Origin of the sequence: Nitratidesulfovibrio sp., from assembly GCF_040373385.1 — a bacterium.
Lineage (GTDB): Bacteria > Desulfobacterota > Desulfovibrionia > Desulfovibrionales > Desulfovibrionaceae > Cupidesulfovibrio.
The window spans coordinates 41,159-65,383 of record NZ_JBDXXH010000010.1 but is presented as its reverse complement, the minus strand read 5'-3'; the positions used below and the strand labels follow the sequence as shown (position 1 = coordinate 65,383).

The 24,225-nt window shown below is 69.3% G+C and carries 20 protein-coding genes and 1 pseudogene; 13 read left to right on the top strand and 8 right to left on the bottom strand.

The annotated features are described in order from the left end of the window. Positions 1 to 82 precede the first annotated feature (82 nt). Positions 83 to 1,039, bottom strand: coding sequence for a biotin--[acetyl-CoA-carboxylase] ligase (locus tag ABWO17_RS14975; RefSeq protein ID WP_353119920.1), 957 nt, complete (start codon positions 1,037 to 1,039; stop codon positions 83 to 85). A gap of 138 nt (positions 1,040 to 1,177) precedes the next feature. On the opposite strand from ABWO17_RS14975, the gene bioB reads away from it, so the two are divergent. From bioB to bioD, 8 genes and pseudogenes are all read left to right on the top strand, one after another. Continuing rightward, complete coding sequence (gene bioB, locus ABWO17_RS14970) at positions 1,178 to 2,272, top strand: biotin synthase BioB (RefSeq protein WP_353119919.1); 1,095 nt, start codon at positions 1,178 to 1,180, stop codon at positions 2,270 to 2,272. Then, a pseudogene (gene bioA / locus ABWO17_RS14965) lies at positions 2,269 to 3,826 on the top strand (adenosylmethionine--8-amino-7-oxononanoate transaminase); the annotation flags it as partial. The gene bioB and the pseudogene bioA, both read left to right, overlap by 4 nt. 645 nt (positions 3,827 to 4,471) lie before the next feature. Continuing rightward, positions 4,472 to 5,317: an SDR family oxidoreductase gene (locus ABWO17_RS14960; RefSeq protein ID WP_353119915.1), complete on the top strand. Its 846-nt coding sequence runs from the start codon at positions 4,472 to 4,474 to the stop codon at positions 5,315 to 5,317. Between the two features lie 139 nt (positions 5,318 to 5,456). Beyond that, a complete protein-coding gene (locus tag ABWO17_RS14955) occupies positions 5,457 to 5,879 on the top strand; it encodes an acyl carrier protein (protein WP_353119913.1) in 423 nt (140 codons plus the stop codon). A gap of 18 nt (positions 5,880 to 5,897) precedes the next feature. Further along, positions 5,898 to 7,298, top strand: coding sequence for a beta-ketoacyl-[acyl-carrier-protein] synthase family protein (locus ABWO17_RS14950; RefSeq protein WP_353119911.1), 1,401 nt, complete (start codon positions 5,898 to 5,900; stop codon positions 7,296 to 7,298). Next, positions 7,295 to 7,774, top strand: a complete 480-nt coding sequence (locus ABWO17_RS14945; RefSeq protein WP_353119909.1) for a hypothetical protein — start codon at positions 7,295 to 7,297, stop codon at positions 7,772 to 7,774. The genes ABWO17_RS14950 and ABWO17_RS14945 overlap by 4 nt, the downstream gene beginning before the upstream one ends. Continuing rightward, the gene (locus tag ABWO17_RS14940) at positions 7,753 to 9,174 is read left to right on the top strand and encodes an aminotransferase class I/II-fold pyridoxal phosphate-dependent enzyme (RefSeq protein WP_353119907.1); all 1,422 of its coding nucleotides are present in this window, start codon (positions 7,753 to 7,755) and stop codon (positions 9,172 to 9,174) included. Before ABWO17_RS14945 ends, ABWO17_RS14940 begins: the two co-directional genes overlap by 22 nt. Then, a complete protein-coding gene (gene bioD / locus ABWO17_RS14935) occupies positions 9,171 to 9,914 on the top strand; it encodes a dethiobiotin synthase (protein ID WP_353119905.1) in 744 nt (247 codons plus the stop codon). The genes ABWO17_RS14940 and bioD overlap by 4 nt, the downstream gene beginning before the upstream one ends. Positions 9,915 to 10,085: 171 nt before the next feature. Here the strand turns inward: bioD and lysA are convergent, their stop codons facing one another. Next, positions 10,086 to 11,351 (bottom strand): diaminopimelate decarboxylase, encoded by a 1,266-nt coding sequence (lysA, locus tag ABWO17_RS14930; RefSeq protein ID WP_353119903.1) that lies wholly within the window; start codon positions 11,349 to 11,351, stop codon positions 10,086 to 10,088. Positions 11,352 to 11,411: 60 nt separating this feature from the next. After that, positions 11,412 to 12,167 carry a TrmB family transcriptional regulator gene (locus ABWO17_RS14925; RefSeq protein ID WP_353119901.1) on the bottom strand — a complete coding sequence of 252 codons (756 nt, stop codon included), beginning with the start codon at positions 12,165 to 12,167 and terminating at the stop codon, positions 11,412 to 11,414. Positions 12,168 to 12,638: 471 nt separating this feature from the next. Between ABWO17_RS14925 and ABWO17_RS14920 the strand changes: the two genes are divergently transcribed. Continuing rightward, positions 12,639 to 13,841: a M20 metallopeptidase family protein gene (locus ABWO17_RS14920; protein WP_353119900.1), complete on the top strand. Its 1,203-nt coding sequence runs from the start codon at positions 12,639 to 12,641 to the stop codon at positions 13,839 to 13,841. Between the two features lie 238 nt (positions 13,842 to 14,079). Further along, the gene (locus ABWO17_RS14915) at positions 14,080 to 14,502 is read left to right on the top strand and encodes an FKBP-type peptidyl-prolyl cis-trans isomerase (protein WP_353119898.1); all 423 of its coding nucleotides are present in this window, start codon (positions 14,080 to 14,082) and stop codon (positions 14,500 to 14,502) included. Between the two features lie 249 nt (positions 14,503 to 14,751). Here the strand turns inward: ABWO17_RS14915 and ABWO17_RS14910 are convergent, their stop codons facing one another. The 5 genes from ABWO17_RS14910 to ABWO17_RS14890 form a co-directional block, all read right to left on the bottom strand. Continuing rightward, a complete protein-coding gene (locus tag ABWO17_RS14910; protein WP_353119894.1) occupies positions 14,752 to 16,407 on the bottom strand; it encodes a sensor domain-containing diguanylate cyclase in 1,656 nt (551 codons plus the stop codon). Positions 16,408 to 16,747: 340 nt separating this feature from the next. Next, complete coding sequence (feoB, locus tag ABWO17_RS14905) at positions 16,748 to 19,060, bottom strand: ferrous iron transport protein B (RefSeq protein WP_353119892.1); 2,313 nt, start codon at positions 19,058 to 19,060, stop codon at positions 16,748 to 16,750. A 2-nt stretch (positions 19,061 to 19,062) separates the two neighbouring features. After that, positions 19,063 to 19,320, bottom strand: a complete 258-nt coding sequence (locus ABWO17_RS14900) for a FeoA family protein (RefSeq protein ID WP_353119890.1) — start codon at positions 19,318 to 19,320, stop codon at positions 19,063 to 19,065. Between the two features lie 123 nt (positions 19,321 to 19,443). Next, a complete protein-coding gene (locus ABWO17_RS14895) occupies positions 19,444 to 19,635 on the bottom strand; it encodes a FeoB-associated Cys-rich membrane protein (RefSeq protein WP_353119888.1) in 192 nt (63 codons plus the stop codon). A 169-nt stretch (positions 19,636 to 19,804) separates the two neighbouring features. Further along, entirely contained in the window at positions 19,805 to 20,053 is a 249-nt protein-coding gene (locus tag ABWO17_RS14890; protein ID WP_353119886.1) for a FeoA family protein, read from the bottom strand. Between the two features lie 451 nt (positions 20,054 to 20,504). Here ABWO17_RS14890 and ABWO17_RS14885 point away from each other — a divergent pair, with 451 nt between their 5' ends. From ABWO17_RS14885 to ABWO17_RS14875, 3 genes are all read left to right on the top strand, one after another. Further along, positions 20,505 to 21,869 (top strand): M20 family metallopeptidase, encoded by a 1,365-nt coding sequence (locus tag ABWO17_RS14885; protein WP_353119884.1) that lies wholly within the window; start codon positions 20,505 to 20,507, stop codon positions 21,867 to 21,869. Between the two features lie 66 nt (positions 21,870 to 21,935). After that, entirely contained in the window at positions 21,936 to 23,000 is a 1,065-nt protein-coding gene (locus ABWO17_RS14880; RefSeq protein ID WP_353119882.1) for an ABC transporter ATP-binding protein, read from the top strand. A gap of 422 nt (positions 23,001 to 23,422) precedes the next feature. Further along, positions 23,423 to 24,073, top strand: coding sequence for a response regulator (locus tag ABWO17_RS14875; protein WP_035065830.1), 651 nt, complete (start codon positions 23,423 to 23,425; stop codon positions 24,071 to 24,073). The last annotated feature ends 152 nt before the right edge of the window (positions 24,074 to 24,225 follow it).

The following is a 24,225-nucleotide window of genomic DNA, read 5'->3' as shown; positions in this document are numbered from 1 at the left end:
CGGGGGCTGCCGGAAAGGCGCGCCGCAACGCCCGGCACCGGTGCATCACACCGGCCGGTCGCAGCTCCGAAGAGATAGGTGCTTACGGCCTGCTGTCAATGACGTCGCCCGCATGCAGGCGATGTTCACGGCCCCCGGCGTCCACCAGGCGCAGCAGGCCATCGGGATCCACGTCGGCCACCAGCCCTTCCACCACGCCGTGCGGCGTGCCCACCCGCAGGGGGGTGCCGACGATGGCGGAAAGCTCTTTCCAGCGGGCGATGACCGGACCGGGGTCGCCCTCGCGCAGGGCGGCGTACCAGTGCTCCGCCCGTTCCAGAAAGGCGCGCAGCACGTCCACCCGCGACACGGGGCGGCCCAGTTCCGCCGCCAGCGAGGTGGCCTTGCCGCGCAGGTCTTCGGGCAGATCCCCGACGCGGGTGTTCACGTTGATGCCCGCGCCGGTGACCACGTGGGACACCGTGTCGGCCACCAGGGCCACCTCGGTCAGGTTGCCCGATACCTTGCGGCCATGCAGCAGCACGTCGTTGGGCCATTTGGCGCGCGGGGCAAGGCCGGTGACCTCGGCCACCGCCTCGGCCACGGCCACGGCGGTCATCAGGGTGACCAGCGGCGCGGCCTGCGGGGCAAGGCGGGGCCGCAGCACCAGCGAAACGTACACCCCCACCCCGGCAGGCGACGCCCAGACGCGCCCGGCACGCCCGCGCCCAGCGGTCTGCGCCGAAGCGGCGACCACGGCACCCTCGTCCGCGCCGTCCAAAGCAAGCAGCGCGGCCTCGCGGTTGGTGGAGTCGGTGGTTTCGTGCAGGACAAAGCCGTCCCGCCCGAAACAATGGGTGCGCAGCCCACGGCGGACCCCGTCGACGGTCAGCACGTCGGCCTCGGCCAACAGCCGGTAACCCCGGCGGGTCATGGCCTCGATCTGGTGCCCTTCGCCGCGCAGCGTCCGCACGTGTTTGGCCACGGCGGCCCGGCTAACGCCAAGCTGCCGCGAAAGTTCCTCTCCTGACCGCCAGTTGCCGCCCGCTTCACGCAACATGGCGAACACACGTCCCTTGGTGGGCGTCCTGTCTGTGTCCACGGCGATTGTAAACCATCAGGCAATTGCTTGGTTGACAAAAAGGAACACGCCCGCTACTCGCCCTGAACTGCCATTCAACAGGAGCGATACCGGAACATGAACCCCCTGCTGGAACGTTTGCGCGCGCGCCTTTCGGACACCATTCCCCCCGGAACGGAAGCTCCGTACGCATCGCCAGGCCACACCCGCACGGCAGAAGTCCCCCGGCCCGGCATCACCGGAAAAGAGGCTCTCGCCGTGGCGCGGCTGCCCGCGTCCGACATCCTGGACATCCTGGCCGTGGCGCAGGCAGTGCGTTCGGCCCACAAGGGACCGCTGGCGACCACCTGCGGCATCGTCAACGCAAAGTCGGGCCGGTGCGGCGAGAATTGCGCCTTCTGCGCCCAGTCGTCGCACCACGACACGGGCGCTCCGGTGCATGCGCTGCTCGGCCCCGACGCATTGCTGCGCCATGCCGAGGAACTGGCCCGCGCGGGGGTACGCCGCTTCGGCATCGTGACCAGCGGCAACGCCCTTTCGGAACGGGAGTTCGACGCGGTCTGCCAGGCGGTGCGCCTGTTGCGCGAGCGTGTGGACATCGGCCTGTGCGCCTCCCTGGGGCAGCTCGCCACCGGGTCCGCCGCATGCGGAGACCGGGGGGAACGAGCGCGCCGCCTGAAGGACGCAGGCATTTCCAGCTATCACCACAATCTGGAAACGGCCAGAAGTTTTTTCCCGCAGGTATGTACCACGCACCCCTACGACGACGACATCGCCACCGTGCGCGAAGCCGCGCGGGCGGGGCTGCGCACCTGTTGCGGCGGCATCCTGGGCCTTGGCGAAACGTGGGAACACCGCGTGGAACTGGCCATGACCCTGCGTGAACTGGACGTGGATTCCATCCCGCTGAACTTCCTGCATCCCATTCCGGGCACACGGCTGGGCCATCGCAGTCCGCTGCCGCCCATGGAGGCCTTGCGGGCCATCGCCGTATTCCGGTTGCTGCACCCCGGGCGGGACATCCTGGTGTGCGGCGGGCGCGAAGCCACCCTTGGGCAGTGGCAGTCGTGGGTGTTCGCCGCCGGGGCCAACGGGCTGATGGTGGGCAACTACCTGACCACGGCGGGCCGCGCCCTTGCCGACGACATGGAGATGCTGGCCACGCTGGGCGTGGGCGGGGCTGCCGACAACGGCGGGGAGGCACGGGCATGAGCCTGCGCGACACGGACGCCACCACATCCATGGCAACCGCCGCCTCATGCGCAGCCTGCGCCTCATGCGCGGCGTCGGCCTCGCCCGCCCCGCCTGCCACGACGGACGCCACCCAACGCCTGCGTGCGCTGGACAAGGCCCACGTGTGGCACCCCTTCACCCAGATGCGCGACTGGCTGGCGGCGGACCCGCTGGTCATCGCCGCCGCCGAAGGCAACCGGCTCATGGACACCGACGGCGTGTCCTACCTGGACGGCGTGTCCTCGCTGTGGACCAACGTGCACGGGCATCGCCACCCCCGGCTGGACGCCGCCATCCGGACCCAACTGGACAAGGTGGCCCACACCACCCTGCTGGGGCTTGGCAGCGAGCCGTCCATAGAACTGGCCGCGCGCCTTGCCGCCATCGCCCCGCAGGGGCTGACGCGGGTATTCTATTCCGACAGCGGGTCGACATCAGTAGAAGTCGCGCTGAAGATCGCCTTCCAGTTCCACCGTCAGGCCCCGGCACATCTGGGCGGGGATGCGCGGCGCACCCGCTTTCTCAGCCTGCGCAACGCCTACCATGGCGACACCGTGGGCGCCGTGGCCCTGGGCGGCATGGCCCTGTTCCACTCCATCTACGCGCCGCTGCTGTTCGATACGCTGAAGGCGGAAAGCCCGTACTGCTACCGCTGCCCCTTCGGGCAACAGGCCGGGGCATGCGCGCTAGAATGCATCACCCACATGGAAACGCTGTTCGCCCGGCACGGGCATGAACTGTGCGCCGCCGTGGTGGAACCGCTGGTGCAGGGCGCGGCGGGCATGCTGTTGCAGCCGCCCGGCTGGCTGCGCCGGGTGCGCGAACTGTGCGACGAGCACGGGGTGTTTCTGGTGGCGGACGAGGTGGCCGTGGGCTTCGGCAAGACGGGCACCCTGTTCGCCTGCGAACAGGAAGGGGTAACCCCCGACTTCCTGTGCCTGGCCAAGGGCATTTCCGGCGGCTACCTGCCGCTGGCCGCCACCCTGACCACCGAACGGGTGCACGACGTCTTTCTGGCCCGCCACGAGGAATTGCGCACCTTCTTCCACGGCCACACCTACACCGGCAACCCGCTGGCCTGCGCGGCGGCCATCGCCTCGCTGGACGTGTTCGAGGAAGAGCGGGTGATGGAACGGCTGCAACCGAAGATCGCCCGGCTGGCCGCGCGGCTGGAGACGCTGCGCGACCTGCCCCACGTGGGGGATATCCGCCAGCGCGGCATCATGACCGGCATCGAGATGGTGCGGAACCGGGACACCAGGGAAGGCTATGACCTGGCCCTGCGCATGGGCCACCGGGTTACCCTGGAGGCACGGCGGCGCGGGGTGATCATCCGTCCGCTGGGCGACGTGATGGTGCTCATGCCGCCGCTGTCCATCACCGATGATGAAATCGACCTGCTGGTGGGCGCCACGGGCGAGGCCATCCGCGCGGTAACCGAGCACAGGGCAACCGGCGGGTTGGACATGCCGAACGGATGTGGCGGATTGCCGCCCGCGCCGGGGGCGGCATGACCGCCGCGCAGGACGGCGGCGGCACCGTGCGTTGCGGGGTGTTCCGGTTCGACCCGGCCCACCCGCTGTTCGCGGACCATTTCCCCGGTGCCCCCGTGGTGCCGGGGTCGTGCATCGTGCAGGCCTTTGCGGACGAAGCGTCGCGCTGGGCCCACGAGCACGCTCGGGGGGACGGAGGGACACCGGATGCGATCGAGGCCGGGCGGCAGACGGAACCACGCGCAGAACTGCACGCGGGGCTGCCTGCAACGCCACGGGCCGGGTCCGCCGGTGTCCCTCCGTATTCCGGGCCATGCAGTGCTGACTGCGGACACTCAGACGAGACACTGCGCGCGGAATGCGCGGTCTCCGTCATACGCCCCGTACGCCCCATACGCCCGATACGTGAAATACGCGGGTTCCGCTTCCGGCGCTTCGTGACGCCGGGTGACTACGCCTTTCGCATGGAATGCACGAACGACGGCCTGCGCTGCTCGCTGCACGCGCTGCCGCGTGGGCATGCCGCAACGGAAGGGCAAATACCGGGTGCCCCGCATGGCCCAGGCGGATCGGGCGGGCCGGATGGCCCGGGCAGACCGGGCGGGCCGGACGCGACGACCACCCCTGCCCCCACTGCCACCACGGCTCCTGCGGGCACCAATCCCTTGGTCGCCGGGGTGCTGGCATGGTAGCCGCCGAAATTCCCTCCCCCCCGCGCGGCCCCGTGCTCATCGCCGGGGGCTCGTGCGAGCTGGGGCTGGCCCTTGGGGCGGCGCTGGCCGCCGACGGCATGGCCGTGGCCCTCACCGCGCGCGATGCGGCGGGCGCGGCGCGCATCCGCGCGGCCCTGCCCCATGTGATGGGTACGCCCGAAGCAACGGTGCTGCGCCTGCACGCGCGCGGCCCGCAACGGGACGCCGCTGGGCAAGATTTCACCACGCCGCCTGCAATCGACGGTGCGGACGCCGAGGACGACACCCCGGAAACCCTGCCCGAGCGCGCCCGTGCGGCACTGGGGGAGGCGCCCCGGCTGTTCGTGGACCTGCTGCACTCGCGCTTCGAATGCCTGCTGGCCGGGGCGGACCCTGCCGACATCGACCTGTGGGCCGCGCGCGACATCGCCTTTCGCGCCCGGCTACTGCGCGCGGTAAGCCGGTCCATGCTGGCCGCGCGCGACGGGCGGTGCGTGTTCGTCTCGTCATCCGCCGCAGAGCGGGCCGCGCCGGGGCAAGGATACTACGCCGCCGCCAAGCTGGCCGGAGAAGCCCTGTACCGCGCCGTGGGCGTGGAACTGGCCCCGCGCGGGGTCACCGCCTGTTCCCTGCGGCTGGGCTGGCTGGAGGCGGGCCGGGGCGCGCCCTTCCTGCACGCCCGTTCCGCAGACGCCCCCCTGCCGCCCACCGGACGCACCGTGACCGTGACCGAGGCCGTGCAGACCCTGCGCTTTCTGCTGTCCGCCCCGGCCACGGCCATCAACGCCACCACCCTGACCTGCGACGGCGGCTTCGGCGCGCTGAAACCGACGGGCTGACCCGCCTTCCACGCACCCCGCCGAATCGGCAGGATCGGCTGCATCGGTTGCGTCGGCTACGTCGGCCGCATTGCCTGGCGCCCATCCCGGCACGGAACCAGCTTCACCCTTCCGCTCACCCTCTACAGACAGAAAACCCATGCCCGCATCTGCCCGAGACGAATTGCACGATATCGCGACGGCCATAGCCGCGCTGGTGGCCCCCATCTTCGACGTGGCCCCGGCCACCCTGTCCTCAGGTACCCGACTGATGGCCGACCTGCCCTGCGAATCCATCGACCTGCTGGAAATCGGCGCGGGGCTGAACCGCCGCTTCGCCATTCCGGTACGCGATGCCGCCGCCTTCCTCACCGACCTGCGCATCCACGTGCTGGAGGCGGAACGGAACGGTGCAGCACCCGAAGCCCGGCTAGCGAGGGAATACCCGCACCTTTCCGCCGCGCGCGTGGCGGATGTGCTGGCGGCAGTACGCATGCCCGGTGCCCCCCCGGTGCTGACCATCGGGGACGTGGCCGCGTACGTGGCCTGGGCGCTGGCGCAAAGCAACGGACAAACGGACTGAGCGGCAGGGCCTGCACCCATGCCTGATACCCCCATGCATCTGCCCTCTTCCCCCTTCCCTTCCCCCCGCCGCGTGGTCATCACGGGCGCGGGTGCGGTGACCCCGCTGGGGCACACCCCGCAGGACATGGCGCGCACCATCCGCGAGGGGCACAGCCCGTTCCGCCATGCCACGGCCCTGCCCGGCACGGCCTGCGCCCCGGTGCCGGATTTCGACGCGGCTGCGGCCACGGACCGCTGGCGGCACCGCCGCTATCTTTCACGCGGGGGGCAACTTGCCCTGGCCGCCGCCCTGACCGCCGTCCGGCAGGCCGGATACGCGTGTGGCAACGGAACTGGAGGGACCGGGGGGACTGGAGGAACGGGCGACATCGACACGGCAACGGACAACGGCGGCACGCCCCCTTTGCCCTTCCTTCCGGATGACACCGCGCTGGTGACCGCCAGTGGACCCAACCTGGACGTCACCGCCGATTTTCCGGCGGCCAGCGGGCGCATCCGGCTGCTGCACGACACCCCGCCCGGTCTGGAACACCCCGGCCTGGACGCATTGTGGATGCTGCGCTGGCTGCCCAACACCGCCGCCTCCGCCGTGGCCATGCGCTGCGGCGTCCGGGGCGAGGGACTGGTGCTGGGTACGGCCTGCGCCGCCTCGTTGCAGGCGGTGGGCGAAGCCGCCCGGCGGGTGCGCTGGGGTCTTGCCCCGGCGGCGCTGGCCGTGGGCGGCGATTCGCGCCTGTCGGAAGGGGGACTGCTGGGCTACGCCCGCGCCGGGGCCATCCAGCGCGACCTGGACCCCACCGATGGTGTCGCCCCGCACAGGGCATGCCGTCCCTTCGATACCGCCCGGCGCGGCTTCGTGCCCGGCGAGGGAGGCGCGGCCTTCGTGCTGGAACCGCTGGAGGCGGCACTGGCGCGCGGGGCCATGCCGCTGGCCGAAGTGCTGGGCATGGGGGCCACACTGGACGGCCATGCCCTGACCGCGCCGGAACCCGACGCCCGCCGGGCCGAAGCCGCCGTGCGCGGCGCGCTGGCCGAGGCGGGCCTGACGCCCGGCGACGTGCACTGGGTGGCGGCGCACGGCACCGGCACCGCCCTCAACGACGCGGCGGAAATCCGCCTGCTGGAACGGGTGTTCGCAGACGCTGGCCACGCCCCTGCCGTCACCGCCGTGAAGTCGTGGACCGGGCACTGCGCCTCGGCCTGCGGCGCGGTGGAACTGGCCGTCCTGCTGGCCTGCGCGGCGGACGGCTTTCTGCCGCCGGTACGCAACCTGACCACGCCGGAAAGCGCGCGGCTGGACTTTGTGCGCCCGGTGCGTCAACCGCGCCCCCTGCCCGCTTCCGGCAATGGCTCCGTCGGCCTGCTGCTCAATTTCGGCTTCGGCGGACAGAACGCCGCCCTGGTGGTGCGGCTGTGAACCGCCCCCACGATGCGCTACCCCTGTCCGCGCCGCCCCGCTTCCTGCTGCTGGACCGGCTGGATGTCTGTGATGCGACGGGGGCCACGGCCCGCCGCGCCTTCAGCCATGCCCCCCCGTGGCAGGGGCTGGAGGCCATGGCCCAACTGGCCGCGCTGCACGCCCGCTGGGCATCCGGCTTTGCCCTGCACGCCTTTTTGCTGACGGTGGAGGAATGCATCTGGCCACCTGACGCGGCACTGCCCGGCACCCTGCGCATTCGTGCCTACCTGCTGGCTGCAAGTGACCGCGCGGCCACGTATGCGACCACCATGGCGCCCCTGCCGCCCCCTTCCGGCGCGGAGCCCGCGCCTGCGTCCCCGTGCATGACCGCCATCCTGACCATAGGCCGCACGGCCTATGACACCCGCTTCAACGGCGGCACGCTCACCGCCCGCTATCAAGAGATCTTCGCATGGCTGACCAGAACCGCCTGACCGGGACCCTCCTGCCCGGCGCATCGCCCCCCACAGAGCTCGGCACAGCGCCCGGCACAGCGCCCGGCATGCCCTCCCCTCCGGCCCCGCCCGGCCTGCTGGCCGCGCGTCTGGCCCTGCGGGTGGAAGAACTGCACGCCGCCGGTCTTGGCCGCAACGCACCGCTGCTCGACGGACTGCCCGGCCCCGTGCTCGCATCCACTCCCGATTCCATTCCCCGCATCGGCGCCGGGCAATCCCCCTCTCCGGCGCTGGTGCACATGCAGGGCCGTCCGCTGCTCCAGTTCTCGGGCAACGATTATCTGGGCCTTGCCGCCCACGAAGAATGGCGGGCCACGGTGGCCGACTGCTTCGCGCGGCATGCGCCGTCGGGCACGGCCTCGCGCCTGGCTGCCGGGCACACCGCACTGGCGGCAAAGGCCGAAGCCGCATGGGCAGACTACTTCGGCTATGCCGAATGCCTGTTCCTGCCCAGCGGGTATCAGGCCAATCTGGCCCTGCTGTGGGGGCTGCTGGGGCACGGCGACGCCGTGTTCCTGGACCGCCGGGTGCATGCCAGCATGGCCCATGCCCTGCCCCCCACCGGAGCGCGCCTGCATACGCACCGCCATGCGGACATGGACGACCTGTCGCGCCGTCTGGCCGCGTGGCGGGACAGCAGCGACAACAACAGCGGCGGCAACGACGCAACACAGCCTGTCATCCTTGCCGAATCGCTGTACAGCATGGACGGCACCCTGCCGGAGATGACCCGCTTGGGCGCGGTGGCCCGCGAGCACGGGGCCTTCGTCATCGTGGACGAGGCCCACGCCTTCGGCGCCCTTGGCACGGGCGGGCGCGGGCGGGCGCACGGCGTTGCCGACGCCGCCGTGGGCACGCTGGGCAAGGCGCTGGGGCTGTTCGGGGCGTTCCTGCTGCTGCCGCGCGGCACCCGAAGCGCACTGGAAAACCTGGCCTCGCCGCTGATCCACTCCACCGCCCTGCCGGAAGCGCACGCCGCCTGTTGCCTGGCCCTGCTGGACCTGCTGCCCCGGCTGGACGGTCGCCGCCACCACCTCGCCGCGCTGGGCGCTGCCCTGCGCGCGGGCCTGCGCGCCGAAGGGCTGCCCGTACGCGAAGGGGCTCACGTGGTCTGCGTGGACGTGGGCGACGAGGACCGCTGCACCCGCCTTGCCGCAAGATTGCGCGCCCCCACGGACGGCGGCCCCGGCGTGCTCGCCCTGGCCGCGCGCCATCCCACCGTGGGGCGCGGCGCGGCCATCCTGCGGCTGGGGCTTACCGCCCTGCACCGGGTGGACGACGTGGCCCGCTGCGTGGACCTGCTGGCCAGGGCGTGGAAACAGGAAAGGGAAGAAGAACCGGCGGAGGCCCCAGCCAGCCCCCATGGAGAGCCATCATGAACACCACGCACGCAACCCCATCCCGCGCCCTGTTCGTGGTGGGCACGGACACGGGCGTGGGCAAGACGGTGGTGTCGATGCTGCTGCTGCGCGAACTGTTCGCGCGGGGGGAGCAGCCCTTCTACGCCAAGCCCATGCAGACCGGGTGCACGAGCCCGTACGACACGGACAGCGACGCGGCCTTCGTGTACCGGCACGTTCCGGAACTGGCCGGGCGCGACCCGGCGGAAGCGGTGGGATGGTGCTTTGCGGCGCCTAAGGCTCCGCTCCACGCCGCGCGGGACGAAATGCGCGGCGTGGAGACGGAAGACCTGGTGCGCAGTCTGGCATGTCTGCGCGGTAAGCACGCCTCTCTGGTCCTTGAAGGAGCGGGCGGCCTGATGGTGCCGTTCACGCCGGAGGCCCTGTGCATAGACTGCATCCGGGCCGCCGACGCCCGTCCCGTGCTGGTGGCGCGGGCGGGGCTGGGCACCGTGAACCACACGCTCCTCTCGGTGGAGGCGCTGGTCCGGAGAGGGATGGAACCGGCAGGGATCGTTTTCGTTCACACCAAGGAACGTTCCGCATCCCCGGACCTTGTCCGCGACAACATGGAGGCGGTAGCCATGCTGTCCGGTTTTCCGGTGAGCGGCGTGGTGCCGCCCATCGAAAATCTGCTGCACCCGCCCGACGCCGCCTACGCGCCCTTGCGGCGCATGCTCGACGTGCCAGACAGATCGGACGGGGTGGTAATTAGCTAACTCCCCTCTGCTACATTTCCTTGCACACCCTACTGGGGTGAAAGGCCGGATGAGAATTTTCGTTCGTTGGCAAGAAAAACGAGCCTGCCATGAGGGAGTATACTCTTCTCGTATTCGACCGATATGGCAGGTGAAGTTTGACGCAGCCAACGGGCGAAAAGGCCATCCGGGTTACGCATCAGGAAAAAGGGCCATCAAATCGGAAAGCTCCTCCCGACGGCGAATCAGCCGGGGTTCCCCATCAAGGCCGATGAGCACCTCGGCAGGGCGCAGCCGCTGGTTGTACGTGGAACTCATGGCGTAGCCGTAGGCCCCGGCGTCCAGCACGCCCAGGATGTCGCCCTCCTGCACGGCGGGCAGCAGGCGTTCCTTGGCCATGATGTCCCCGCTCTCGCAGATGTTGCCCACCACGGTCTGGGGATGCAGGGCCGCGTCGGGCGCGCCGCCCTTGCGGTACACCTCGATGTCGTGGTGCGCGTCGTACATCACCGGGCGGGCCAGCACGTTGAAGCCAAGGTCGGTGCCCACGTAGCGGGTGGGGCCGTTGTTCTTGGTGGCGTGCACGGTGCCCAGCAGCAGGCCGCATTCGGCCACCACGTAGCGGCCCGGCTCGATGTAGAAGCGGCCCTTGTAACCGGTGCGTTCCGACCAGCCGGAAATGAGCGCGTGCAGGCGGTCCGCCGTGGCGGCCAGGTCAAGGCGGGGCTGGTCCTCGTACTTGCGGTAGGGAATGCCGAAGCCGCCGCCGAAGTCGATGACCTCCACGGTGTCGAACTTCCCGGCCACGGACAGCAGGAATTCCGCCGCCGCCACGTACCCTTCCGGCTCCAGGAACAGCGAACCGATGTGCTGGTTGATGCCCGTCAGGGTCATCTCGTGCTTGGCCAGGATGGCCCGCAACTCGGCCAGCGAGGCGTCGGAGGGATCCACGCCGAACTTGGTGGCCTTGCCCGCCGTGACCACCTTCTGGTGGTGCCCTGCGCCGATGCCGGGGTTGAAGCGCACCATCACCTTGCCGCCCCGGTTCACCCTGCCCAGGGTATCGAGCTGCGACAGCGAATCCACGCTCACCAGAAGCCCGTGCGACACGGCGCTGGCCAGTTCCGCCTCGGACACGTTGTTGCACACGTACAATATCTGGTCCGGGGCGAACCCGGCGGCCTTGTTGACGTGGATTTCGCCGGGCGACATGGCGTCCACCACCAGCCCTTCCTCGCGCACGATGCGCAGCAGGGAAAGGTTGGTGTTGGCCTTGGCCGAATAGTTCACGAAAAAGCCGGGGTGCGCCGACAGGGCCTTCATCTCGCGGCAGCGCGCGCGCAGCAGGGCCTCGCTGTAGACGTACAGGGGGCTGCCGTAGGCGGCCACCAGTTCTTCGGGCGTGGTCCGGCCAAAGAAGCCGACCGCATCGGTGTACGTGGAACGAACATTGGGCATGAAGGTCTCCGTCATGTTTCCGGTGCGCGGGCCGCGTCGTGCGCCCTGCCCGGTGGTGCGTCAGTCGTCCGAAACGGACCCGGCCCCGGCGCCCGGCATGGCGGCGCGGATGCGGATCAGTTCCATTTCGTGAAGTATGGCCTCGCGCATCAGGTACACGAGGTGCTCGTTGCGCGAATACAGACAGCGTCCGCTCACGCCCGGTTCCAGCAGGCCCGCGATGACCTCGCTGGTGTCGGCGATGAGCTTCACGTGCCCGGTGCCCGCCTGGTTCTTCAGGAACGTGGCCCCGGCAATGCCCGGATCTGCGCCCGACAGCAGCACCACCTTCAGGCCGCGCGCCACGCAGTCGTCAAACTCGCGCCGGAACAGCGCCACGTTGTCCGCGTGCATGGATGCGTACACCCGCAGCCGCGCCAGATGGAGCATGTTGCGGATCTTGTCCTCGGTGTTGCGCAGGCCCGCCACGGTCAGATAGGGCGTCTCGTCCGGTTCGCTGTCCGGCAGGTTGGCTTCCAGGAAGGCCAGCGTGCCCTCGGCGTCGCGACGCAGGTTCAGCAAAAGTTCCTCTCGCGGGAGGGCCATGTAGCGGCTGGTGTCGCCGCTGGCCACCACGGCCCCGCCCTTTTCCACCAGGCTCGACAGCGCCGCGTAGGCGTTGGAGCGCGAAATTCCCGCAGCCTTGGCCGCCTCGTACCCGGTCATGGGATTGTGGGGATTTTGCGGGCTCTGGCTGCCGTGCCGCAGCAGGGTAAGGTACATCAACGATTCCTGCTGGGTGAAGCCGAACTTGCGCAATGCCTGAATGAGTTCCATGTGCGTCCTTCCAAAAGCCCGCCGGACAGGCGGGGTACCGGTGCATGAGGGCCGGATGGCCGCAAACCGGACGGTCGCGGGCCGGGCATCCGGATGGCAGGGGCGGGGCTGACGACAACGCCGCCTTGCGCTACACTGCCCACGGTGCCGGACAGGCATCCGTACCGGTTCCTTCGCCCAAGTTCCTCCGCCTCGCTCCGAACGCCGTGGCCAGTTGCTGGCCAAGGCACCACCGGGTCCCATGCGCGGCGGGGAACAACTCATGCGTGGTACTGATTGGTACTACTATCGCCACGCCAATGTTTTGTCAACGCCCGAAGCACGGAATCCGGCCTTTCGCACCCCGCACCGCCACGGCCAAAGCCCCAGCGGTCCGGCAAGCCGATGATCCCATGCCGCGCCGTGCCGCGCCCATCGCACGTACATCGCCGCGACCCGCCGCAGACAGGCCGGGACAAGGCAGGAGAACCCATGGAATCCCTTTCCGACCGCGTCCGCGCGGCCGCACCGCGCATCGTCGACCTGCGCCGCCGCCTGCACCGCATCCCCGAAACCGGCTTCAACGAGGTGCGCACCGCCGCGCTGGTGGCCGAAGAACTGACCACGCTGGGCCTGCCGGTGCGGACGGGCATCGCGGGCACCGGGGTTACCGCCCTGCTCGATTCCGGTCGCCCCGGCCCCACGGTGATGCTGCGCGCCGACATGGACGCCCTGCCCATCACCGAGGCCACGGGGCTCCCCTACGCCTCCGAGCATCCCGGCTGCATGCACGCCTGCGGGCACGACATGCACATGGCCATGCTGCTGGGCGCAGCGCGGGTACTCGCCGCCCTGGCGGCGGAAGATTCCGGCGCCCTGCGCGGACGCATCCTGTTCCTGTTCCAGCCGGCGGAGGAAGGCCCCGGCGGCGCCGCGCCCATGATCGAGGCGGGCGTGCTGGACGACCCCAGGGTGGACGTGTGCCTCGGCGCACACGTCTGGCCGGAGATTCCCGCCGGTTTCGTGGGCGTAAAGCCCGGCCCACTCATGGCCGCCATGGACCGCTTCGAACTGACCGTGCTGGGCAAGGGCGGCCACGCCGCCAACCCGCACCTGTGCGTGGACGCGCTGGAAACGGCCACCCAGGTGGTGGGCGGGCTGCAACGAGTGGTCAGCCGCATGACCAGCCCGCTGGAGCCGGTCATCCTGACCATAGGCGAACTGCACGCGGGCACCGCGTACAACGTCATCCCCGGCGAGGCGCGCATGGCGGGCACGGTGCGAGCCTTCGCGCCCGAGGTGCGCAACCTGTGGGAACAGCGCATCAACCAGGTGGCGGGCGGGGTGTGCGCGGCCATGGGCGCCACGCACCGGCTGGACTTTCAGTGGTGCCACCCGGCGGTGATCAACGACCCGCGCGCGGCGGCCCTGGTGCGCCGGGCCGCGCTGGACGCCGTGGGCGCGGACCGCGTGATGGAGCCGGTGCCCACCATGGGCGGCGAGGATTTTTCCATGTTCCTGCAACGGGTGCCGGGGTGCTTCTTTTTCGTGGGCTGCGGCGGGCCGGGCGTGGCCCCGGTGCACAACCCGTGCTTTGCCCCGGACGAATCGTGCCTGCCCGTGGGGGCCGAGGTGCTGTGCCGGGCCGCCGTGCGGCTGTGCGCCGGGTGGGATGCACCACAGGCCGAGACGTAACCCGCGATCCGGCGCGGCGACACCATCTGCCGCGCGTGACGTCACGAACGGACCGCACGGGGCGCACGAGCCACACGGGCCGCACGGTCGCCCTGCATCCCCGCGCCGGGAATAATCTTTGACTTTCCGTACGGGTCGGGCGATGGTCCACGGGTCCGCCCGGCCGCCGGGGCCCTTGTTGCCCCCTTCATTCCGGCTTGCGGATATCATCCCAGATTCTCCCCCAAGGAGCCCAAAAATGGCACTCAAAAACGGCGATACCGTCCGCGTTCACTACACTGGCACGCTGGACGACGGCACCGAATTCGATTCCTCGCGCGACCGCGAACCCCTGGAATTCACCCTGGGTGAAGGCATGCTGATTCCCGGCTTCGAAAAGGCCGTGCTGGGCCTTGGCAAGGGCCAGTCGGTGAAGATCACCATTCCCGCCACCGAAGCCTACGGCGAGCACGTGGAAGAAATGATCATCACCGTGCCCCGCGATCAGGTGCCCCCGCACATCGAACCCGAAGTGGGCCTGATGCTGCAACTCATGACCGACGACGGCGAGCTTGACGTCACCGTCACCGACGTCACCGAAGAGCACGTCACCCTCGACGCCAACCACCCCCTGGCCGGCGAAGACCTGACCTTCGACATCGAACTGATCGAAATCTGCTAGTCCATCGCCACGCGGCACCGCACGCGCCCGCCCTCCGACACGCCCGGCAGCACGCCGGACAGGGCTGCGGACAGCGCGGCGGGCAGTGGCCAGCGACAGACATGACAACGGCGCCTTCCTGACGGGAGGCGCCGTTTTCGTGGTTCACGCACGCGGCATGCAACAGGCGGCGCGGCCATGCACCGGGCTTCACACGCCGATGCGCCCGCAGCACGCCCCGGCCAACCGGCCAACCTCACCCCGACGACATCAGGAACCGCCCAGCGGCCCAAGCAGTCGTGCGCCCTTTTGCGGCATCTCCCCACCATCGGAGGCGGCCGAAGCCTCCCCCACGGCGTGGTCGGCATCATCCCACAGCACCACCCGGTTGCGCCCCGCCTGCTTGGCCCGGTACAGCGCATGGTCGGCCCTGGCCAGCAGGTCTTCCAGCGGTCCGGCACCGTAGCGCGGCGTGGCGGTCATGCCCGCCACCCCCACGCTGATGGTCACGGGCACGAGCAGCCCCGCCTGATGCAGTTCGATGCGTTCCGCGTTGCGGCGCAGGCGCTCCGCCAGGGCCATGGCGTGGGGGGCGTCGGTATTGGGGGCGATGATGGCGAATTCCTCGCCACCCATGCGCACCGCGAAGTCGGACGAGCGCACCGTGGCCATGATGGCGGCGGCCAGCCTGCGCAGGACCTCGTCTCCGGTGGCGTGCCCGTGCACGTCGTTGATATGCTTGAAGTGGTCCAGGTCCAGCATCAGGCAGGCGCACGGCTGCCCGGCCCGGCGGCAGATGCTGACGATGCGCGCCCCCGTGTCCGCCAGCAGGCGGCGGTTGGCCAATCCGGTCAGGTCGTCGGTACCGGACAGGCGCTCAAGCTCACCCACGTGGGCGCCGATGCGCTCGGCCATGCGATGGTAATTGCGGGACAAACGCTCCAGCTCCGGGGGCATGTCCGCGACGTCGGGGCCGGGACAGCAAGTGCCGTATTCACCGGCCATGATCCGTTCGGACAGGGCCGAAATGCGTTCGATGGGGTTGGTGACGCGCCGGGCGAGACGCAGCAGAAAGGGGGTGAGCGCGGCAATGGTCAGCCCCGACACCGCCAGCAGGAGCAGCAGCAACCGATGCATGTCGCCCAGCACGTCGGACACGGCGCGTTCCTGCACCAGCAGCCATTCGCCGTTCTTGAGCGGCAGCCCCGCCCCCAGCACCTCGGCACCGTCGCGGTTGCGGTAGATGGCCGGGCCGTCGATGGGCACATCGAGTGCGGGTACCGGGATGGGCTGTGCGTCGTCCGGGGCCAGCAGGGGTACGCTGGTGGCCGCGTCGACCAGAAAGGACGGATCCACCGGGGTGCGCCGCAGGCTGCTGACCATGTCGAGCAGCGCATCGATGCGCACCACGCCGAAGATGAGCCCCGCGAATTCGCCCTGCGGGTTCAGCACCGGTGACGAAAAGATCACGATGGCCTTCCCCGAGGTGCGCCCCACCAGCACCCGCGAGATGAACGGCTGCCCCTGCCGCGCCCGCAGGAAATATTCGCGGTCGGAAAGGTCCACGCCGACAGGCGCGTCCATGTCCACTGCGGTGCGCCCTTCGGCATCCACATAGACCAGAGAGCGGAAATCGCCATGCGCGTCGAGAAAGGCATGGAAATCCCGCTTCATGGCAGACAGGTCCACGGTACGCACCGCGTCGGTCCGCGACACGTGCACCACGTCGGCCAGTCGGTAGCCCAGCCAGCGTTCCACGTCGAAGCGATGGTGGCGCAGTTCCGCCTGCATCTCGCATTGGGCCCTGCGCAGCCCATCCGTACGCAATACGCCGTAGAACGCCGCCAGCGACAGGGCCAACGGCAGCAGGATGAGCAACAGTGAATAGAGCCTGAGTTGCGCCTTGATGGTACGGCCGCGCCGCATGACGTCATTCCCCCCTCGAATGGCTTGTCGATCTGCCCCCGCGAATCCTCCTGCGCCACGCCCCGTCCCGCATGTGCGGCACGCGGTGTCAATGTGCGGCATGCCCCCCGGCACGCCGTGCATGGCGGCGCCACGAACCAATGTAAACGGCACGTACCCCGCGCGCAAGCGAACGGGGGCGATGCATGGTAATGGGTAGCGCGCCCGAGGGGAGACCGGAAAGCGCCAGGGATGCGGGTATGCGGGGAATACGCCCCAAACGCGGACGGGGCGCCCCGAAGGGCGCCCCGTTGTGGTTGCGCATATTGTGCTGATGACGCACGGGCCCTGCCCGGCGGGGTTAGCCCCCCGCCAGCATGGCGGTGCCGATCTGGTAGACGACCACAGCGAGGCCGAAGGCCAGAACAGTGCTGAACACCGTGCTGAAGATGGCCCAGCCCCACGAGCCCGATTCCTGCTTGATGGCCACCACGGTGACGAAGCAGGGGGCGTACAGCAGCACGAAGACCATCAGCGCGGCGGCCACTGCGGGGGTCCAGTGCGGGTCGGCCTTGATCTGTTCGGCCAGCGACGAGGCGTCCTCGGCGTCCACCTCGCCCAGCGAATAGGCCGTGCCGAGGGTGGAGACGATGACTTCCTTGGCCGCGAAGCCGCCCACCAGAGCGATGTTGGTACGCCAGTCGAACCCGGCGACCTTGGTCACCGATTCCAGGGCAATGCCCATGCGGCCCGCAATGGAGTATTCCAGACCGGCGGCTGCTTCCTCGGCGTCGATGGCGGCAAGCTGGGCCTCGAACGGATCCTCTTCCTCGCCTTCGGCGGCGGCTTCACCGGCTTCGTCGCCAGCGGCGGCGGGCGCCTCTGCCACGGCCTCGCCAGAGGCATTCTTGTCGGCATCGGCGGTTTCCGCCTCGGCGGCCTTTTCACCGGCGGCTTCGGCCGCTTCCTTCTGGGCGGTAATGGCGGCGCGTTGTTCCTCGAACGCGGCGGTACGGTCTTCCGGCAGTTGCGGGAAGGTCATGGCCGCCCACAGCAGGATGGAGATGGCCAGAATGACGGTACCGGCCTTCTTGATGTACTGCCAGGTGCGTTCCCAGGTGTGGATGAGGATGCCGCGCAGGGTGGGCAGGCGGTAGGGGGGCAGTTCCATGACGAAGGGCGTGGATTCGCCCTTGATCACCGTGGAGCGCAGGATGCGCGAGACGATGAGCGCCATGGCCCAGCCCAGCATGGTAAGGGCGAACATGGCCTGTGCCTCCTGCTCGGCGAAGAACACGCCCACGAACAGGATGAACACCGGCAGCTTGGCGCCGCAGGTCATGAACGGTGCGGTAAGGATGGTGGCCAGCCGCTCGCGCGGGCTGCGCAGGGTGCGCGCGGCCATGACGCCGGGCACGGCGCAGCCGCCCGCGATGCCGCCGGACACGATGAACGGCATCACCGAGCAGCCGTGCAGGCCGAACAGGCGGAACACCCGGTCCAGCATGTAGGCCACGCGGGCCATGTAGCCGGAGTCTTCAAGGAAGGCGATCATCATGAACATGAGCATGATCAGCGGCACGAAGCCCATGACCCCGCCCACGCCGTCGATGATGCCGGAAACCACCAGCGACTTCAGCAGGCCTTCGGGCAGCGCGGCGGATGCCGTCTCGTTCATCCAGCCGAAGAAGGCTTCCACCCAGCCCATGGGGTATTCGCCGATGGCGAAGGTGATTTCGTAGATGCCGTACAGCACGGCCAGCATGATCACCGGGCCGAGCAGGCGGTGGGTGAGCACTCGGTCCATGCGGTCGGAGGCGGCAAGGCGCTGCGAAAGCTCGTCGTGGCGGGTCAGCACGCCCTGGCGCAGCACGCCGGAAATGTAGCCGTAGCGGTAGTCGGCGATGACGGCTTCGGGGTAGCTGTTCAGGGTGGCTTCCAAATGGCGGGACACCTCTGCGGCCATGGCTTCCAACTCCGCCGCCAGCGGACCGGCGGCGCGGCCCAGGGCGCGGATGTCATCGTCGCTTTCCAGGTACTTCAGGGCCACCCAGCGGGACGGGTACTTGTCGGTAAGGAACCGGGCGGCCTCGATGCGCTCGACCATGCGGGCCAGCACCGGGTCGAGGTCGGGACCGTAGGAGATTTCCAGCGGCTTCCAGGGGGTGCCGCGCTTGGCGTCGCCATGGGCTACGGCGGCGGACATCAGATCCTTCAGCCCTTCGCCGGTGCGGGCCACGGTTTCCACCACGGGCAGGTCCAGCAGTTGCGACAGGCGGGCGGCGTCGATGCGCAGGCCCTGCTTGCGGGCCTCGTCGATCATGTTCAGGCCGAGCGCAACGGGAATGCCCAGTTCCATGAGCTGCACGGCCAGGTACAGGTTGCGCTCCAGCGCACCCGAGTTGATGACGTCGATGACCACGTCGGGGCGGTCTTCCACCAGCACGCGGCGGGCCACCACTTCTTCCTGGGTGTAGGCGGTGAGCGAATAGGTGCCGGGCAGGTCCACCACGCGCACTTCGCGGCCGTCCACACGGGCGATGCCTTCCTTCTTTTCCACCGTGATGCCGGGGTAGTTGCCCACGTGCTGGCGCGAGCCGGTATACTCGTTGAACGCGGTGGTCTTGCCGGAGTTGGGGTTGCCCGCAAGGGCGACGATGACGTTGGCAGACATGGCTACTCCTGCGGACGGGGCTTGGCGTCGATCTCGACGGCGATGAAATCGGCCTCGTTGTTGCGCAACGAGAGGGTGAACCCCTTCAGGCGCAAGGCCACCGGATCCATCAGGGGCGCGCGCCCCACGACTTCTATTTCCGCACCGGGGATCAGCCCCATGTCGCGGATACGCCGCCCAAGTTCACCGTGCGCACCCACCGTGGTGATGCGCGCCCGCTGGCCCACGGCCAGTTGCCGCAGGGGAATGGTTTTGCCCATCTTCGTGTCTCCTCCTCGCTGTGCGCGGGCTGGCTGCGCCCGCGAAATTGAAAATCTTTCTCATCAATCGGTGTTAAAAAAAGGCACGGCCCTCGGGCCGGCCATCACCAGCTTGTCGCAGTGCTACTTGCCGCAACCGCAGGATGCTCCCGGCTTGGAGGCGATGTGGCCCCCGCCGCCGCAGCAGCCCGACGCACCGGACGAACCGGAGCAGCCGCATCCGCACCCGCCCGACTTGCGGAACAGGTACCGCCGGGCGACATAAACCGCCGCCGCCAGTACGATGGCGGCGACCACCAGGGTGTCCCAACTCATTGTGTTCTCCTTTTCTGATGCCCGCATCCGGGCTGCGGTACCGGTCGGCACGCCTTGCGCGGAACCCTTCGGCCCTCACGCGCCCGCCCGGGCTCTGAAGCCGCACCGGAAAACAAGGGACCGAAACCGGCGGACAATCCCGCCAATTCCGCCAATCCCGCCAGCTCCATCAGTCCCGAAGCAACTGGCCGGAATGCACCGGTTCGCAGTAGACATCACAGGCCAGGGTGTCGCCCAGCACCAAGGAGGCATCGCGCACCCGGACGCAGCATGCGCCCCCTTGCGAGCAGACTTCCAACTCCGTACCGGGCGTTATGCCCAGCGCGCACAGCCTTCCCCGCTCGCCCTGATTCTCGCAGAGACGACGCACCCGAACCCGGCATCCGGCGGGGACATCACTCAACTTGCAACAAGGCATACGCATCTCCTTGGCCCGGTCGGCAACGACCTTCTGCCCGCACCGCCGATGCCGCGCGAGGCGCGGGCAACGGGTACGGGGCCGGGCGTACACGCCCGACGCCTTGGTTCTGCACCTCATGAAAATGATTGTCAAGTTCCTTCTCGACAAAAACCGTCACCCCCAGCGCGGCAAGCAGCCACTCATGACCGCTCCGTGGGACACAGCCCGTGGACGCAGCCAGCGCCCGCCCGCCTGCCGTTCCTGCCGGGACATGGCCGGGATTGATCGGGATTGGCCGGGACGGGGCTAGGTCTGGGGCGAGACCGGAGATGTGCCCGGGAACTGGACGTGCCCGGCCCGCTGCGGTAGCCTTTCGCTCCGTCGCCGCCCCCCGACAGCCCGGCCCCGTGCGGGCAACGGGTGCGGGGCGGACGCATCAACCACAGCCTTCGCAGGAGCCTTTGCCGCAATGTCCCATTCCATATATGCCGATGCCGCCGCGCCCGACACACCAAACGCGCCCGACACGCCAGACGGCCCTTCGGGCACCGGGCTCACGGACACCTTCGCCCGTTTCGCGGAACAGACCCGCGCCTGCCTGCCAACGGGACTGGACGAAGTCACCACCTCGGACATCGCCGACATGGTGGCGCTGACAGCCCGGCTCATGGCCATCCGCTCCACGGCATCGCGCCCGGCGGAGGTAACCCGCTGCGCGGATGTCATCGCCGCCTGGCTGGCCGACAACGGCATTCCCTGCACCCGCATGGAGCACGAGGGCGTACCCTCGCTGCTGGCGGGCAACCCCAGCCACGCCGCGCCGCTGGCCCTGCTGGTGCATTTCGACGTGGTGGACGGCGCGGACGACATGTTCACTCCCCGCCTTGACGCGGCCACCGGCGTGCTGCACGGACGCGGCGCCATCGACGACAAGTACGCCGTGGCCCTGGCCCTGGTGCTGTGCCGCCGCTGCCTGCGCGAACTTGCCGCGCGCGGCCTGGGGCCGCAGGCCCTGCCCCTGGTGCTGGTAATCACCGGCGACGAGGAAACCGGCGGCCGCAACGGCGCCTTCCGCGTGCTGCCGCACATCCGCGCCGACTTCTGCGTGGCGCTGGACGGCGGCGCGCCGGGCTCGGTCATCATCAAGGAAAAGGGCGTCATCGACCTTGTACTCACGGCGCGGGGCAAAAGCGCCCACGGCGCCCGGCCCTGGCTGGGCGAGAACGCCGTGGACGCGCTGGTGCGCGACTACGAGGCACTGAAGCCCCTTTTCCCCGGCCTGTACCCAGGTCTGGCCGGGCTGCCGGATATGGCGGACGGGGCCGATCTGGCGGATATGCCGAATATGCCGGACAGGGCGAAAACCGGCACACCGACGCACCCCGCCCTCCCTCGGCAAGCTGACGACCACTGGCACCGCACCCTGAACCTGGGCCTGCTGCATGCGGGCACGGCGGTGAACCAGGTGCCCGGCGAAGCCGTGGCCCATCTGGACGTGCGCTACACGGAGAACGACGATCCCCACCAGTTGGTGGCCGACATGCGCGCCGCCGTGCGGGGGGACCTGTCCGTGAGCCGCATGGAGCCACTGTTCGTCACCGGCGACACCCCGTGGCTGGGCAGGCTGTTGCGCCACGCCCCCGGCACGGCCACCGGCTGCGCCCACGGGGCCAGCGACGCCCGGTTCCTGACCGATCTTTCCATGGCCGGGGTGGTCTGGGGCGCGGAAGGTGAAACCAGCCAGCATACCGACCGCGAACACCTGCTGGTCGCCAGCCTGGTGCCGGTATACCGGGCCCTGCTGGCCCTTGCGCGCGAGGCGGCCAACGGATAGCCCTTCGCCAGCCTTTCCCCCTTCACCGGGCTGGCGGCATCACCCGGAAACAGCTACAGGCCAGACATGACCGACGACACCAGAACATCCCGGATGGCGACCGGCGCGGAACGCCTGCTGGACGTGTGCGACCTGAGCGTGGAATTTCCGGGGCGGCCCGACACCGAGGGCGCACCGGGCGCCCCCCTGCGCGCCGTGGCGGGGCTATCCTTTTCCATAGAACCGGGGCGCACCCTGTGCCTGGTGGGCGAATCCGGCTGCGGCAAGAGCATGACCGCGCTGGCCCTGCTGCGCCTGGTGCCCGAGCCGGGGCGCATTGCCGCCGGGTCGGTGCAATTGGAAGGGCGGGAACTGCTGGCCCTGCCGGAGCAGGACATGCGCGGGGTGCGCGGGCGCAGCATCTCGATGATCTTTCAGGAACCCATGACCTCGCTGAACCCGGTGTTCCGGGTGGGCGAGCAGATAGCCGAGGGGCTGCGGCTGCACCTTGGCCTTTCCCGGTCCGATGCCGCCGCCCGCGCCGTGGACCTGTTGCGGCAGGTGGGCATTCCCTCGCCGGAACTGCGTGCCCGCGACTTTCCGCACCAGATGAGCGGGGGCATGCGCCAGCGGGTGATGATCGCCATGGCGCTGGCCTGCGACCCGCGCCTGCTGATCGCCGACGAACCCACCACCGCACTGGACGTGACCATCCAGCGCCAGATACTGCGCCTGATGCACGACCTTGCGGCCCACCGGGGGGCATCCGTGCTGCTGATCACCCACGACCTGGGGGTGGTGGCGGAAACCGCGGACCATGTGGCCGTGATGTACGCCGGGCGGATCATGGAGCATGCGACGGTGGACGACTTTTTCGCCCGGCCGCTGCACCCCTATGCCCAAGGGTTGATGCGCTCGGTGCCGCAGGCCGTTTCCGGCCCGCGCGCCGAGCGGCTTTCGGCCATTCCGGGCACGGTGCCGCCGCTGTGGGCGCTGCCCTCCGGCTGCACCTTCCGCGACCGTTGCCCGCACGCCTTCGCCCGCTGCGCCGAACAGGAACCGCCCCTGCTCGCCATGCCGTCGCAGACGAACGGTGACGACGCGGCGCGCTCGCACGACGTGCGCTGCTGGCTGCATGCCCCCGCGAAATGACGGAGGGTTCCCGAACCGCCCGGCTTTGGCCAGACACCCCCCCGTCACAGGCCCGGACACGCCCAGCCCCCCTGCACACGCGCCATTACGCGCCATGGCGCACCGCCCTGGGCGCGAATGCCCTGCCATGCCTGCGCCGAAACACCCCGCAAAGCGCCCATCACGCCACCGCATCGGCCCGAAGCACACCATGCAGACAGCCTGCGCCGCATGTGCCTGCACAGCAGCGTACTGGCACGCCGCGTCACCACCATTCCCGTTGCGGTGGCACTGCCGTGCACGCTCCATCGCGCGCTCCCACCCTACGTTATAATGGGGAATAACCCTACTGCGACGAAAGCAGGTTTACAATTCCACCGGGGGCACATATAACGTACCGTGTTATTTTCAGACCAGCCACACCACAGTCAAAGGCTGCCGACATGTCGAAAACCGTTGTGCTCGTCGAAGACCTTGATATCGTCCGTGAAGGGCTGAAGGCCCTGCTCGGGGCATATCCCGCGTTCACCATCGTGGGAGAGGCCCCGGACGGCATCCAGGCCCTGAAAATCGTTGAAAAGCACATGCCGGATATAGTGCTCATGGACCTGACGCTGCCGCTCATGGACGGCACGGAAGCCATCCGCGAAATCAAGCGGCGCTGCGAGCGCACCAAGGTGCTGGCGCTGACCGCCCACAAGAAGGACAGCCTGATCTACCGCACCCTCAGCGCGGGGGCCGACGGCTACGTGCTGAAAAACGTCTCCAGCGACATCCTGGTGCAGGCCATGGAAACGGTGCTTTCCGGGCGCCGGTACATCAGCCCCGAAATTTCCGAACTGCTGATCGAGGACTTTCTGCGCCACGGCCGCCGCGAAAGCGGGTCGCTGCTGGACCTTCTGAGCGACCGCGAAAAGCAGGTCCTGAAGCTGGTGGCCGAAGGCCACGGCAACAAAATGATCGCCGACAAGCTGTGCATCAGCCACAAGACCGTGGAAAAGCACAAGGCCAACCTGAAGCGCAAGCTGGGTGCCGACAGCACGGCGGAACTGGTCAGCTTCGCCATCGAGCATGGGCTGACCGTCACCCCCTAGCCGAAGACCGCTTTTCCCTGCCCCGCCCCTGCCCCGCTCCTGCCCAGACTACCTGCCCCGCAGTCAAACGACGGGCCGGACTCCGATGCGAGTCCGGCCCGTCGATGCGTTCGGGCAAAAAGAAGGCTGCGGAACGGCCATTCCCGGCGCGG